The organism is Streptomyces sp. NPDC007205, from assembly GCF_040634095.1.
Lineage (GTDB): Bacteria > Actinomycetota > Actinomycetes > Streptomycetales > Streptomycetaceae > Streptomyces.
Genome location: NZ_JBEYEW010000006.1, coordinates 34,813 through 47,251, shown reverse-complemented (window position 1 = coordinate 47,251; position 12,439 = coordinate 34,813). Strand labels below are relative to the sequence as shown.

Below are 12,439 nucleotides of genomic sequence, written 5' to 3'. Positions count from 1 at the left end.
GTCAGGCAGGGGGACATGAGCTTTTCCAACGAGAACACAGCAGCCCACAACTTGCACACCCTCATAGCGCGTGTCCGCAGTTCAGCGGAAGGAACGATTGCCCGGTCCTGGTCCGCTGTCCTAGGGGCGGAGTGGGGAACCATTGACTTCATTCGCCGGCATACCGAGGTCGTGTCGCTGCTGCAACTGACAATCCAGCAATTGAACGCGCTTCCTGAACGGCAGCGGCTCAGGTGTGAGCGCCACGTAGGTGCATGGTGGGCAGCAGTAATACAGCCAACCGTAAACTGGACCGATGAGACCAGACCGGCACACTCAATCATCGACGATGACAAGCTGGACCATCTTGAATCCACGGCTGATCTGATTTCTGGAAATCTCGTCGGGTCCAGCGCCGCGCCGCGTAGCACGGACCTAGACCAGATGCACAACACGTGTAATGAGTGGATCGATCTGCTCACCTCGATGGGCGAGGGTGAAATCAGTGGCCCTCTGAGAGACCAGCTGATTTCACAACTCCGTCACATTATTTGGCTAGTTGAGAATTCCGAACTCTTCGGCGGAGCCCGAATCGCCGATGAAGCAAGTACCGTAATAGGTGTCCTCGCTCAGGCTTCGGCTTCAGTGGTCAACATGCGGGAAGAGAGCGCGAGCCGCTGGAAGAAAGCCTTTATCACACTAGTGACGGCCTGCATCGTTTTCAACCAAGCATCGCCCATTTTGCAGCAATCAATTACTGCTGGCGAGCAGATTGTAAAGGAGATTACTTCTGCGGTCGATCGTGGCCGCTAAGCGTCTTCTTGTAAGCGCCGTTGGGTGGGGCCGGGAGCTTCCGCACTGCGAGCGGCTCGCTACCCTACACCCATGATTCGCGCAGTCGTCTTTGACGTAGGTGAGTGCCTGGTAGACGAGACCCGGGAGTACGGGACCTGGGCCGACTGGCTGGGGGTGCCGCGGCACACGTTCCATGCGATGTTCGGGGCCGTGATCGCTCAGGGACGGGACTATCGGGAGGTCTTCCAGGAGTTCCGGCCCGGGTTCGATCTCTACGGGGAGCGGGAGAAGCGGGCGGTCGCAGGGCAGCCCGAGACCTTTGGGGAAGAGGATCTGTACGCCGATGTTCGCCCCGCTCTCGCGCAGCTTCGGGCTGACGGGGTGTGGCTTGGTATCGCCGGGAACCAGACGGTCCGGGCAGGGCGCATCTTGCGCGAGCTGTTCTCGGGTGATGTGGATCTGATCGGTACCTCGGACGACTGGGGCGCCAGCAAGCCTGATCTAGAGTTCTTCAAGCGGGTTGCCGAGGCCGTGCCGTTCGGCGTCGGCGAGATCCTTTACGTCGGGGATCGCTGCGACAACGACATCCTGCCAGCCCGCCATGCGGGCATGCACACCGCGCTCGTTCATCGCGGGCCCTGGGCCACGATTCAGTGGAACTCCCCTGAGGCTAGAGAACTGTCCACCTTCCGGGTGGAGAGCCTGCTTGACCTGCCGGCCGTGATCGGCAAGTTCAACGACCCAGCGCATTGAGCGTCGTTGACCAGTCATACAGTCGGTTGTCAAGGTCACGTACACAGCGCTCGTGTTGGTAGGGCGCCAGCGCGCGCCGGACCTCTCGTACTCGGTCCATACCGGTGGCGTACCAGGTGACGGCCAGCTGATCCAGAGCCTTACCGGCATACGCGCAGGCCTGCTCCGGATTGCCCGACGCCGCTTCCACCGCGGCCAAGTCGCCATAGATCACCGAGCGCTGCTTGTCCTCGGCCGGTGTCATGGCGGCGAGGGCCTGGAGCAGGCTCTCACGGGCCTGCGGGAGGTGGCCCGCGATCATCTGCGTGTTTCCCTTGAAGGCGGCCAAGCGGGCCGGGGAGAACCAGTCCATCCACTCCGGCGACGGGTGTTCATTGCCGGCCGCCAGGACATCTTCAGCGTGTCCGATGAGGTGCAGAGCGGTGCGGGTATTGCCGCACCTAGTTTCGCATTCGGCCTCCACCGCGTCGAGCCAGGCGAGGAATTCGGCTGATGCCGAGGCGCGCCGGGCGTAGGTGCGAGCCGCTGTCATCCGCTCTAGGGCTCCGTCACGGTCCGCCACCCAGCCGGGGATGAACGCCATGTGCGCGAGGATCGCTGAGCCGAGCAGCGGATCATCGGCCTCACCCGCGGCTTGCAGGGCTAGAAGGAGGGTGGCGTTGGCGGCACTCGGTTCGCGGAGGTCGAAGAACTCGATCCGACCCGCCAGGAGGTAGGTCTCAGCCAGGGCGGCCGCGACCGTTCGACGCGTCGAGTCCGCGGTGTCGGGGAGCAATGCGCAACCCAGTGCCGCGTGGGCGGCGACAGCGGGATGGAGTTGAGGCGGGGCGACGGACCAGTAGAGCCTCCGGTGAGACCGAGTGACCGCCTGGAAGTCGGCACCGGCCGTCGAGGGCTGTGGGGCTGCGGCGGCTCGGCGCGGCAGGGAGGCCACCCCCAAAGCAGCCGTGCCCCCGGCAACGACGGCGCGCCTCGTGGGTTCCGTGCGCTGCGAACCGTCAGTACCCCAAGGAGGCGTGAATCCAAGTGCCTCCATGCTGTGGCCCAGCAGGTGAACGAGCACCCGCTGGCAGTCCGGTTGCGGCCAGGGCGGACTGTCCGACTCCCAGCGCCGGACCTGTCGTACCCCGATCGAAAGCCCTCGAAGGCCCATGCCCTCGGCGTGCCGGGTCAGAGCCTCTGCCAGGTCCTGCTGGGAGTTGAAGCCAGCGGCTACTCGAGCCGCCTTGAGTCGGACGTTGCCGGTGGGCCTCGACACGTGGACACCTCCTGCTGCGACTCCTTCAACATTCCCATATCCCGTCCTCTATTTGGCGCCTTTTCCCCCACAAGAGTCCATGAAGGCCCTGTTGACGTCCCATCTATGACCTCTTCAAGTCCTCGATTGCTTCGATGGGTTGCTGGACGCTTATGCATGTTCTCGACCGGAACTCAGCACTGGGGGTGGTCCATTGGATACGCAAGAGGCCTTGGACAGAGCGGTTGCCGAGTGGCTCGCCCGCGCGCACCCGACGCCCGAGCGGGCGCGGGTGGAGTGGGCGACTCAAGGCGTCGCGTTACTGCCTCTCGGCGTGCGGTTCGCTGCCGTACGCATGCCCGGAGACGTAGTACACGCCGCTGTGGGCTCGCGTGACCCCGACCAGGTGGCGCCCGCGCTTGGTGAGTCGCTGGGAGGCTCGATCATCTATGACCGCCGTGCCCTGGGCGAGTCCTACTACGCCCTGATTCAGGCACATGCCGGTCTGGTCTGGGCGTACGGCGACATCGTCACGTGTCTGGGGGAAGGCACGTACCTCGGAGTACCGCGGCTCGACCAGTAACAGCCGCCGGGCACGTACTGGGTCATTCCACCGCGCTTCGAGGGTGACCTGTGCGCACCGCGATCGATCGTCCCTCTCATGGAGCTGGGGCGATCCCGGCTGGCCGCCATGTGTGGCTGAGGACGTGCCGATGCCCGCTGACTCCGAAGTCAACGCCATCCGTCTCCGGCTCGTTGCCGACCGGCCGCTGATGACCATCCGCGTCTCAACCGTGCGGTATTCGCTACGGATGACCTCCCGCCTGTGAGCACTGCTGAGTGGCCGCCGTGTCAGTGCTGGCGGTGCGACGGGCGCGGTGGAGGCTCTGGATGCTGAGGCATCTGCCTCCCCCTCCCCCTATGAACTCCCGCCCTCCGGGGGCGGTGGCGGTCGGTCATGGCCGCGATCAGTTGAGCAGGAAGGTGTAGTGATGCTGGACGGAAACGAGCTGTATGGGCTCGACATCAGTGGGGCGTCCTTCGTGAAGGCGTGCGGGGGTCCCTGTACCGAGGGGTGCGTGACCCTGGCCCGGATCGGCGGCGACGCCTGGGCGTTGGGTGACAGCAAGCGGCCGGATGTGGAGCCGCTGCGGTTCACGACGGAGGAGTTGGCCGTGGCCGGTATCGATCCGGCGAGGTTCGGGCTGTCCATCTGATCCTCCCCGACCGGTCCCGGGTTCCGTGGGGCAGCCGGGACCGGTCCCCCTCGTCGTTCGGCACCCGACAGGAATCACTGGTGCACTACCACGGCTATCTATGGGTCGGGGCGAAAGAGCGTTTCGACCAGGAAGCCCTACGGCGGCCTCCGCATCCAGAGCCACCGCCGGCCGGGAGCAAACCTGAGCTGATCGAGCGCTATCGCGAGGTGGCCGCGGCTTTCGCGACCGTGGATCTCCCTCCGCTGGAGACTGCGTATTGGCTCGTCAAGCCGCGTTCCCTGGTTCGTGGGACGTGGGAGGAGGGCAAGGACGCCGCCACCTGGGTGGGGGCTCGTGTGGCCGAGTATGCGCCCCGGTTTGCCTCCGAATGGGAGCGTGGCTGCATTGATCTCGCACGTCGTATCAACTGCCTTGCCGAGACGCTTGATTCAGGGGGTGATGTGTCACTCGGGTTCTACCTTGAGCGGCCTTCGTACCTCTCGCTCGCTGTGGTGACGTGTTCTCCGAACCCTTCGAAGCATGAATTGACCTGTCCGAGCAGACGCGACATGGCAAGGCGTATGTGCCGGAAATGATCTAGGGCACACTCCATACCGAGGCCTACGCAAGCGTGATCCTCGGTGAGCAAGCCCCGTACACGAACGTCGGGGGCTGGCGGTCATGCGTGGGCAGTTGGAACAGCTGCTGCGCGACATGGAACTGACCTCGCTCACGCTCGCCATCCTCCCGTCCGCCGCTGAGGACATCACGAGTTCGGACGAACTGGCCCTCCATGAAAAGGCCTTCGGCGCGCTGAGCGGCGCGGCCGTCTATGAAGATGCCGCTAGCGACCTGGTCGACAAAGCCCTGGCTTTCTGGAGCGGGGGCTGAGGCTTCCGCGTCGCGCTTCCACTCCCACGGCACCGGCGCGCCACGGCGGACGCCGCGCGGTGGGTGCGCGGCGCCCGGTGCCGTGTTCTATGCCGTCCTTCTATGCCGTCGGGGCCAGGTCCGCTCGGCCGAAGAGGAGGGCGTAGCCCGGGGGGAGTTGGGTGAGCAGGTGGGTGGTCAGGGGGGTGCCCACCCAGTTCGCCAGGACGCTCAGGACCGAGCTGACGTCCCAGCGGGCCGTTGCGGGGGTCGCGCCCTCCATGCGGGTCGCCACCGAGTCGACGAACTCCCGGGCTGTGAGGGGGTGCGTCGCGGGGATCTGGGAGGCGATCACTCGGGCTGCCTCTCGGGGGAGGGCCTGGGCGAGGGCCACGCGTTCGTCGCCGGTCACGTGGCCGCCCAGGGCGGAGAGGACTGTGCGGGTCACGCGTTCCGCCTCCGCCCGCGTGGTGTACTGGCCCGCCTCCCGTACCGCCTCGGTCAGTTCCTCCCAGCCTGCGGCGTCAGCGTCGGCGTCGCGGTCGCGGGGCAGGGGGGATGCGGTGGGGACGGTGGTCGTTCTGGGCGGCGGGGGCGTCGTCACGGTCATCGTGCTGGCTCCTTCTCCGGACACTTCGAAGCATCAGGACTTCGGCAGTTGGTCACTTCGGCGGTTCGGGGGGCTGGGGGGGCGGTGCCGCCCCGGTACCCCGTAATGCGAGCTGCATGAGCTGGAGTTCGGCCAATGTGTTGCTCGGGGCGGATGGTGTCGGTTACTGCCGACGTGGGCAGGCCGCCGCGTCCCGGGTCCCCTGAGGGGGCCCGGGACGCGTGGTGCGGACTGCGGTCAGCCGCTGAGCTGCTTTCGGTCGCCGCTGGTGCCGCCCGTGATCTGGATGCGGCGTGGCTTGGCCTGTTCGGCCACCGGGATGCGCAGGGTCAGGACGCCGGCCTCGTACGACGCGTCGATGCGGTCCGTGTCCAGGGTGTCGCCGAGGAACAGCTGGCGGGTGAAGGCGCCCGTGGGGCGTTCCGCCACGAGCAGCTCCGCGTCCTCGGGGGCCGGGTTGCGGCGCTCGGCGCGGACGTTGAGGACGTTGCGCTCGACGTCCAGCTCGATCGTCTCGGGGTCGATGCCGGGCAGGTCGAAGTGGACGAGGAAGTCGTCCCCTGCCCGGTAGGCGTCCATCGGCATCGCTGCCGGGCGCGTCGCGTCTCCGAAGAGCTGTCGCGTGAGGCGGTCGAAATCACGGAAGGGGTCCGTGCGCATGAGCATCACGGGTCACTCCTCTCTTCAGGGATTGGGTGCGATGCCCTACGACTTCTTATATAACTCGCTGCCTCAGACTTGACAAGCCTCGACTCAAGTTAAGGGAGTCCGGTCGCCTGCGCGTTAGCCTCGGCGAAACCGAACAAGAGGAGGCAGTCATGGCCAGGGTTCCCAGTGCGGTTATCGCCGGTGCCGGGCTCGTCGGCGGGTACGGCGTCGCCCGGCGGACCAAGAAGCGGCAGCTCGGCGGGGCTGTGCTGGCCGTCGCGGGAGCTGCTGCCGCTCAGCAGTGGCGCAGGCAGGCCGGCGGGAAGGCCGCTGGTGCGCTGACCGTCGCCTATGTCGCCGCGTTCGCCGGGTCCCACCCGTTGGCGAAGAAGGTCGGGGCCTGGCCGTCCGTGCTCGGCGTCGCCGGTGCCGTCGCCCTCGCCTCCTGGGCCGTCGCCGACCGCAAGGCCTAGAGACCGACCGCAAGGCAGAGAGACCGACCCCGGATCCACCACCGGCGCCTCACACCCGTTACGGCGTGCTCGGCGCCGGCGGTGCCGAGGGCCCCTGCATGCCCTGTGTACCCGGGGTGTCCTGGGCGCCCCGCGTCGCCGCCCTGGCCCGGCTCGCCACCGCCGTCAGCGGACGGGCGATGTCCTCCAGGGAGCGGCGTTCGGCCCGTACCGCCAGGAAGGCGGCGACCAGGCCCGCCGCGCACATCAGGGCCGCGCCGATGGAGAAGGCCAGGACCGTGTCGCCTGCCCTGCCGGTGCCGGTGAGGTCGGCGAACAGCAGCGGGCCGCTGATGCCGCCGGCCGCCGTACCGAGGGCGTAGAAGAACGCGATGGACATCGCCCGCGTCTCCATCGGGAAGATCTCCGAGACGGTGAGATAGGCGCTGGACGCGCCCGCCGAGGCGAAGAACAGCACCGCGCACCAGCAGGCCGTCAGCGTGCCCGCGCTCAGCGCGCCCCGGTCGAACAGCCACGCCGTGCCGAACAGCAGCAGGCCCGAGAGCAGGTACGTCGAGGAGATCATCACCCGGCGGCCCACCGTGTCGAAGAGGTGGCCCAGCAGCAGCGGGCCACAGAAGTTGCCGACCGCGATCACCGCGAAGTAGTAGCCCGTGCGGTCGGAGGGCACGTCGTAGAACCTGGTCAGGATGGCGCCGAAGCCGAAGGTGATCGCGTTGTACAGGAACGCCTGGCCGATGAAGAGGGAGAAGCCCAGCACCGCCCGCCTGCGGTACAGCCCGAAGACCGTGCGGGCGATCTCCAGGAACGTCACGCTCCTGCGCTGGTGGATCTCCAGCTCGCCCTGCGGCTCGGGCAGCGTCACGCCCTTCTCCTGCTCCACCCGGCGCTCGATGCCCGAGACGATCTCCTCCGCCTCTCCGTCCCTGCCGTGGATCAGCAGCCAGCGCGGGCTCTCCGGGACGTGACGCCGCACGAGGAGGATGACCAGGGCGAGTACGGCGCCGAGGGCGAAGGTGAGACGCCAGCCGACGTTCCGGGCCAGCAGGTCGGTGTTGAGCGCGACGATCGACAGCAGGGAGCCGCCGACCGCGCCGAGCCAGAAGCTGCCGTTGATGACCAGGTCGACCCGGCCGCGGTAGTGGGCCGGGATCAGTTCGTCGATCGCGGAGTTGATCGCCGCGTACTCGCCGCCGATGCCGAAACCGGTCAGAAAGCGGAAGAGGAAGAACCACCAGGCTTCCCAGGAGACCGCCGTCAGGGCCGTCGCCGCCAGGTACACCGCCAGCGTGATCATGAAGAGCTTCTTGCGGCCGAACCGGTCGGTCAGCCGGCCCCAGAAGAGCGCGCCCGAACAGGCGCCCGCCACGTACAGCGCGGCGGCCACGCCGGTGATCTGGCCCGAGGTGATCGACACCCCGCTGCCGGGCTCGGCCAGCCGGCCGGCGATGTTGCCGACGACCGTGACCTCCAGACCGTCCAGGATCCAGACGGTGCCCAGGCCGATCACGATCGTCCAGTGCCAGCGGGACCACGGCAGGCGGTCCAGCCGGGCGGGGACGTCCGTGGTGATGGTCCGGCCGCTCTGCGGCGATGTCGCCTCGGCTGCGCTCATGGACTCCCTCCTCGTCGAAGGGCCCCCCGACCAGCGGGGGACACAGCAGGACGGGTGCCCGCACCCCGCGGAATCAGTCGGGACCGGCCCCGGGCTCAGGCGCCCAGCGTCCGCGTCACCGCATAGATCAACAGCCCCGCCAACGACCCCACCACCGTGCCGTTGATCCGGATGAACTGCAGGTCACGGCCGATGTGCGCCTCGATCTTCCGGGTGGTGTGCTCGGCGTCCCAGCCGGCCACGGTGTCCGTGATCAGCGAGGTGATCTCCGCCCGGTACGTCGTCACCACGTGCACCGCCGCCCCCTCGACCCAGCTGTCGACCTTCTCCTGCACCTTCGCCTCCGTCGCCATCCGCGCACCCAGCGACAGCAGCGCCGCCCGTACCCGCGTCCGCAGCTCACTGCGCTCGTCCTCGGCCGCCGCCACGATCATGGACCGTACGGCCGTCCAGACGGACGTGATCAGGTCCTGCACCTCCCCCCGGCCCAGCACCTCCCCCTTGAGCCGCTCCACCCGCGCCCGGGTGTCCGTGTCGGACTGCAGGTCGGAGGCGAAGTCGGTGAGGAAACGGTCGAGCGCGCCGCGCGCCGGGTGGGAAGGCATGTCCCGCATCTCGGTGACGAACCGCAGCAGCTCCTTGTAGACCCGCTCGCCGACCCTGCGGTCCACGAACCGCGGCGTCCAGCCGGGCGCGCCGCCCTCCACGGCCACCATCACATCGTCCCGGTGCAGCACCAGCCAGTCGTGCGCACGCGCCACCACGAGATCCACCACCCGCCGGTGCCCACCGTCGGCGACGATCCTCTCCAGCGTCTTGCCGATGCCCGGCGCGATCTCCTGCGCGTTCGCCCGCCGGGTGATGGCCTCACCGACGACCGCCTGCACATCCGAGTCCCTGAGGACCGTCAGCGCACCCCGCACCGCCGTGGCCAGCTCCGCCGTCACCCGGTCCGCGTGCTCCGGCTCGGCCAGCCACGCCCCGAGCCGGCTGCCGATGCCCACCGCGCGCAGCCGCTGCCGTACGACGTCCTCGGAGAGGAAGTTCTCGCCGACGAACTCACCCAGCGAGACACCCAGCTGGTCCTTCTTGGTGGGAATGATCGCGGTGTGCGGGATCGGCAGCCCCAGCGGATGCCGGAACAGGGCCGTGACCGCGAACCAGTCGGCCAGCGCGCCCACCATGCCGGCCTCGGCGGCAGCGGCCACATACCCCGCCCAGGGGCCCGCGCCCTCGTGCGTGGCGAGCCTGGCCAGGACATAGACCACCGCCACGAACAGCAGCAGGGCCGTCGCCGTGAGCTTCATCCGCCGCACGCCACGCCGGCGCTCCTCGTCGGCCGGGGTGAAGGCCGTCATGGTCTTGTACGACACACCCCGCGCCGGCGCCGCTTCCGTCTCGGTCGGTTCCATCAGCTCCACCCGTCAGCTCCACCCAGTCGGTGATCCCGCACACAATTGTCCCTTCCTGGCCGACTCCCGGAACGGAACAGGAGTTCCCGGCGTCTGTCTGAGCGGGGTATTAGGCAGGGCCCTGACAGGTCCCGCCGGCCCATGACGCATCATGGGCTCGTCAAGACCGGAGCGTCGGGCTCCCCTCCCAAGGAGAACAACAGCAGCATGACCAAGCGTCATGGTTATGCCGTCCTGAGTGCGCTCGTCGCACTGGTGCTGGCCGTGTCCGCCGCCATCTACCTCACCGTGACGGCCGACGACGGCACCCCACGCGGCACTCTCGCCGACAACCGCCCCCACCACGGCTCCTCCGTCGCCCCCGCCTCCACCGGTACCTGGGTCGGCGCCTGGTCCACCGCCCCGGTCGGCGGCGAGCCACGCACCGAGACGACCGGCCTCGCGGGCCGCTCGGTGCGCAACGTCGTCCACGCGAGCACCGGTGGTACAAGCGCCCGGATCACCCTCTCCAACCTCTACGGCCACGCCCCGCTCACCCTCACACACGCCTCGATCGCCCTGTCCTCGGGCGACGGCACCGCCGCGGCCGACCCGGACTCGATGCGCCGCCTCACCTTCGACGGCGCCACCGGCGTCGTCATACCCGCCGGCGGACAGATCACCAGCGACGCCGTACGCGTCACCGTCCCGCACGACAGCGACGTCCTGGTCACCACCTACTCCCCCACCCCCTCCGGCCCCGTCACCTACCACCCGCACGCACAGCAGATCTCCTACGTCGCCGACGGCGACCGCACCGAGGACGCGACCGGCACCCCGTACACCGAAGAGACGCCCTACTGGCGCTACTTGACCGGCCTGGACGTCCTCAGCAACGAGGCCGACGGCACGGTCGTCGTCTTCGGCGACTCCATCACCGACGGCATCACCTCCACCATCGACGCCAACCACCGCTGGCCGGACATCCTCGCGAACCGGCTGCGCACCGCACTCGAAGGCGGGCGGCCACTGCCGCGCTACAGCGTGGTGAACGAGGGCATCAGCGGCAACCAGGTCCTGGCCGACGGCCTCGGCCGGCCCGCCGAGAACCAGGCCGGCCTCGCCCGCTTCGGCCGCGACGCGCTCTCCCACCCGCGCGTCAAGGTCGTCGTCATCGACCTGGGCATCAACGACATCCTGCGCAACCCGGAACTCGCCGACCCGAACCGCATCCTCACCGGCCTGCGCTCCCTGGTCCGCCAGGCCCACGCCCACGGCCTGAAGGTCGTCGGCGCCACACTGATGCCCTTCGAGGGCCACCGCGGCTACACCCCGGCCCGCGAGGCGGTACGCCGGCAGATCAACGCACAGATCCGGGCCGGCGGCGTCTACGACGCGGTCGTCGACTTCGACCAGGCGCTCCGCGACCCCTACGCCCCCCACCGCCTCCGCCCCGAGTACGACTCCGGCGACCACCTGCACCCCAGCGACCTGGGCTTCAGCAGGATGGCCGAGGTGTTCGACCTGGGCACACTCAGGGGCGCGGGCCAGGCGGAGCTGTAACCGCGGGACGGGGAATACTGGCGGGCATGACGCGCTTGATCCTCGCCACCCGCAACGCAGGAAAGATCACCGAGCTGAGGGCCATCCTCGCCGAGGCCGGACTCCCCCACGAGCTGATCGGCGCCGACGCCTGTCCCGACGTCCCCGACGTCAAGGAAACGGGCGTCACCTTCGCCGAGAACGCCCTGCTCAAGGCCCACGCCCTCGCCCAGGCCACCGGCCTCCCCGCGGTCGCCGACGACTCCGGTCTCTGCGTCGACGTCCTCAACGGCGCCCCCGGCATCTTCTCCGCCCGCTGGGCCGGCCGCCACGGCGACGACAAGGCCAACCTGGACCTGCTGCTGGCCCAGCTCTCCGACATCGCGGAGGAGCACAGGGGGGCGCACTTCGCGTGCGCGGCGGCCCTGGCGTTGCCGGACGGGAGGGAGAGGGTGGTCGAGGGCCGGCTGAGGGGTGTGCTTCGGCACGCTCCGGTCGGCACGAACGGCTTCGGGTACGACCCGATCCTCCAGCCGGAGGGCGAGACGCGGACGTGCGCCGAGCTGAGCCCCGAGGAGAAGAACGCGATCAGCCATCGGGGGAAGGCGTTCCGGGCGCTGGTGCCGGTGGTCCGGGAGCTGCTCGGCTGAACTCTGGTGCGGCCGGAGGGACTCGAACCCTCACGGGAGTTACCCCACTGGGACCTAAACCCAGCGTGACTGCCAATTCCACCACGGCCGCCTGGTGCTGCCCGGCCATGCTAGCGGCCGGGCAGGGGGACCCGGTGGTCAGATGCCCAGATCCTTGATGATCTTCGCCACGTGGCCCGTGGCGCGGACGTTGTACAGGGCCCGTTCGACCTTGCCCTCCTCGTCCACGACGATCGTGGAGCGGATGACGCCCAGGTAGGTCTTGCCGTAGTTCTTCTTCTCGCCGTACGCGCCGTAGGCCTCGGTGACCTTCTTGTCCGGGTCGGCGAGGAGCGTGACCTCGAGGGATTCCTTTTCGCGGAACGTGGCCAGCTTCTCCGGGGTGTCGGGCGAGATGCCGATGACGTCGTAGCCGGCGCCGGCCAGGACCTCCAGGTTGTCCGTGAAGTCGCAGGCCTGCTTGGTGCAGCCTGGAGTCAGGGCGGCCGGGTAGAAGTAGACGATGACCTTGCGGCCTTTGTGGGAGGACAGGGATACGTCGTTGCCGTCGGCGTCCGGGAGGGTGAAGGCGGGGGCCACATCCCCCGGCTGGAGTCGCTCGCTCATCGGGCCAGGGTAACCGGGGGGCCTTGCGGTGCGCCGGGAGCAGAAGCTGACAGACTGTTCGGAACAGCATC

General features: G+C 68.5%; 15 protein-coding genes and 1 tRNA gene. 9 read left to right on the top strand and 7 right to left on the bottom strand.

The annotated features are described in order from the left end of the window. The first annotated feature begins 15 nt into the window (after nucleotides 1-15). Together ABZ624_RS12795 and ABZ624_RS12790 are read left to right on the top strand one after the other, a co-directional pair. Nucleotides 16-792 (top strand): hypothetical protein, encoded by a 777-nt coding sequence (locus tag ABZ624_RS12795; protein ID WP_360086211.1) that lies wholly within the window; start codon nucleotides 16-18, stop codon nucleotides 790-792. Nucleotides 793-864: 72 nt separating this feature from the next. Further along, a complete protein-coding gene (locus ABZ624_RS12790) occupies nucleotides 865-1,527 on the top strand; it encodes an HAD family hydrolase (protein WP_360086208.1) in 663 nt (220 codons plus the stop codon). Here the strand turns inward: ABZ624_RS12790 and ABZ624_RS12785 are convergent. Next, nucleotides 1,508-2,785: a transcriptional regulator gene (locus tag ABZ624_RS12785; RefSeq protein WP_360086205.1), complete on the bottom strand. Its 1,278-nt coding sequence runs from the start codon at nucleotides 2,783-2,785 to the stop codon at nucleotides 1,508-1,510. The two genes, ABZ624_RS12790 and ABZ624_RS12785, sit on opposite strands and share 20 nt — an antisense overlap. A 211-nt stretch (nucleotides 2,786-2,996) precedes the next feature. On the opposite strand from ABZ624_RS12785, the gene ABZ624_RS12780 reads away from it, so the two are divergent. From ABZ624_RS12780 to ABZ624_RS12765, 4 genes are all read left to right on the top strand, one after another. After that, entirely contained in the window at nucleotides 2,997-3,347 is a 351-nt protein-coding gene (locus ABZ624_RS12780) for a hypothetical protein (protein ID WP_360086203.1), read from the top strand. Between the two features lie 409 nt (nucleotides 3,348-3,756). Continuing rightward, nucleotides 3,757-3,981: a DUF397 domain-containing protein gene (locus tag ABZ624_RS12775; protein ID WP_360086200.1), complete on the top strand. Its 225-nt coding sequence runs from the start codon at nucleotides 3,757-3,759 to the stop codon at nucleotides 3,979-3,981. A gap of 80 nt (nucleotides 3,982-4,061) precedes the next feature. Beyond that, a complete protein-coding gene (locus tag ABZ624_RS12770) occupies nucleotides 4,062-4,559 on the top strand; it encodes a hypothetical protein (protein WP_360086197.1) in 498 nt (165 codons plus the stop codon). Between the two features lie 97 nt (nucleotides 4,560-4,656). Continuing rightward, nucleotides 4,657-4,854: a hypothetical protein gene (locus ABZ624_RS12765; RefSeq protein WP_360086194.1), complete on the top strand. Its 198-nt coding sequence runs from the start codon at nucleotides 4,657-4,659 to the stop codon at nucleotides 4,852-4,854. A 100-nt stretch (nucleotides 4,855-4,954) separates the two neighbouring features. Here the strand turns inward: ABZ624_RS12765 and ABZ624_RS12760 are convergent, their stop codons facing one another. Beyond that, a complete protein-coding gene (locus tag ABZ624_RS12760; RefSeq protein WP_360086191.1) occupies nucleotides 4,955-5,443 on the bottom strand; it encodes a DUF2267 domain-containing protein in 489 nt (162 codons plus the stop codon). A gap of 237 nt (nucleotides 5,444-5,680) precedes the next feature. Then, nucleotides 5,681-6,109: an Hsp20/alpha crystallin family protein gene (locus ABZ624_RS12755; RefSeq protein WP_360086188.1), complete on the bottom strand. Its 429-nt coding sequence runs from the start codon at nucleotides 6,107-6,109 to the stop codon at nucleotides 5,681-5,683. A 152-nt stretch (nucleotides 6,110-6,261) separates the two neighbouring features. On the opposite strand from ABZ624_RS12755, the gene ABZ624_RS12750 reads away from it, so the two are divergent. Further along, nucleotides 6,262-6,564: a hypothetical protein gene (locus tag ABZ624_RS12750; protein WP_360086185.1), complete on the top strand. Its 303-nt coding sequence runs from the start codon at nucleotides 6,262-6,264 to the stop codon at nucleotides 6,562-6,564. 58 nt (nucleotides 6,565-6,622) lie between these two features. Here the strand turns inward: ABZ624_RS12750 and ABZ624_RS12745 are convergent, their stop codons facing one another. Together ABZ624_RS12745 and ABZ624_RS12740 are read right to left on the bottom strand one after the other, a co-directional pair. Then, nucleotides 6,623-8,179, bottom strand: a complete 1,557-nt coding sequence (locus ABZ624_RS12745; protein WP_360086182.1) for an MFS transporter — start codon at nucleotides 8,177-8,179, stop codon at nucleotides 6,623-6,625. Between the two features lie 95 nt (nucleotides 8,180-8,274). After that, nucleotides 8,275-9,591, bottom strand: a complete 1,317-nt coding sequence (locus ABZ624_RS12740; protein WP_360086179.1) for a DUF445 domain-containing protein — start codon at nucleotides 9,589-9,591, stop codon at nucleotides 8,275-8,277. A 207-nt stretch (nucleotides 9,592-9,798) separates the two neighbouring features. Between ABZ624_RS12740 and ABZ624_RS12735 the strand changes: the two genes are divergently transcribed. Together ABZ624_RS12735 and rdgB are read left to right on the top strand one after the other, a co-directional pair. Then, entirely contained in the window at nucleotides 9,799-11,133 is a 1,335-nt protein-coding gene (locus tag ABZ624_RS12735; protein ID WP_360086176.1) for an SGNH/GDSL hydrolase family protein, read from the top strand. A 26-nt stretch (nucleotides 11,134-11,159) separates the two neighbouring features. Further along, nucleotides 11,160-11,762 carry an RdgB/HAM1 family non-canonical purine NTP pyrophosphatase gene (rdgB, locus tag ABZ624_RS12730; protein ID WP_360086173.1) on the top strand — a complete coding sequence of 201 codons (603 nt, stop codon included), beginning with the start codon at nucleotides 11,160-11,162 and terminating at the stop codon, nucleotides 11,760-11,762. 4 nt (nucleotides 11,763-11,766) lie between these two features. On the opposite strand, the gene ABZ624_RS12725 is transcribed toward rdgB, so the two are convergent. Both ABZ624_RS12725 and bcp read right to left on the bottom strand, forming a co-directional pair. Continuing rightward, nucleotides 11,767-11,853, bottom strand: a tRNA-Leu gene (locus ABZ624_RS12725). A 47-nt stretch (nucleotides 11,854-11,900) separates the two neighbouring features. Continuing rightward, complete coding sequence (bcp, locus tag ABZ624_RS12720; RefSeq protein ID WP_360086170.1) at nucleotides 11,901-12,368, bottom strand: thioredoxin-dependent thiol peroxidase; 468 nt, start codon at nucleotides 12,366-12,368, stop codon at nucleotides 11,901-11,903. Nucleotides 12,369-12,439 lie beyond the last annotated feature (71 nt).

Bases quoted from the DNA above. Each gene is read 5' to 3' on its own strand.
- ABZ624_RS12750 (WP_360086185.1), top strand. From the start codon at position 6,262: ATGGCCAGGGTTCCCAGTGCGGTTATCGCCGGTGCCGGGCTCGTCGGC.
- ABZ624_RS12775 (WP_360086200.1), top strand. From the start codon at position 3,757: ATGCTGGACGGAAACGAGCTGTATGGGCTCGACATCAGTGGGGCGTCC.
- ABZ624_RS12760 (WP_360086191.1), bottom strand. From the start codon at position 5,443: ATGACCGTGACGACGCCCCCGCCGCCCAGAACGACCACCGTCCCCACC.
- ABZ624_RS12740 (WP_360086179.1), bottom strand. From the start codon at position 9,591: ATGGAACCGACCGAGACGGAAGCGGCGCCGGCGCGGGGTGTGTCGTAC.
- rdgB (WP_360086173.1), top strand. From the start codon at position 11,160: ATGACGCGCTTGATCCTCGCCACCCGCAACGCAGGAAAGATCACCGAG.
- ABZ624_RS12790 (WP_360086208.1), top strand. From the start codon at position 865: ATGATTCGCGCAGTCGTCTTTGACGTAGGTGAGTGCCTGGTAGACGAG.
- bcp (WP_360086170.1), bottom strand. From the start codon at position 12,368: ATGAGCGAGCGACTCCAGCCGGGGGATGTGGCCCCCGCCTTCACCCTC.
- ABZ624_RS12745 (WP_360086182.1), bottom strand. From the start codon at position 8,179: ATGAGCGCAGCCGAGGCGACATCGCCGCAGAGCGGCCGGACCATCACC.
- ABZ624_RS12735 (WP_360086176.1), top strand. From the start codon at position 9,799: ATGACCAAGCGTCATGGTTATGCCGTCCTGAGTGCGCTCGTCGCACTG.
- ABZ624_RS12795 (WP_360086211.1), top strand. From the start codon at position 16: ATGAGCTTTTCCAACGAGAACACAGCAGCCCACAACTTGCACACCCTC.
- ABZ624_RS12755 (WP_360086188.1), bottom strand. From the start codon at position 6,109: ATGCTCATGCGCACGGACCCCTTCCGTGATTTCGACCGCCTCACGCGA.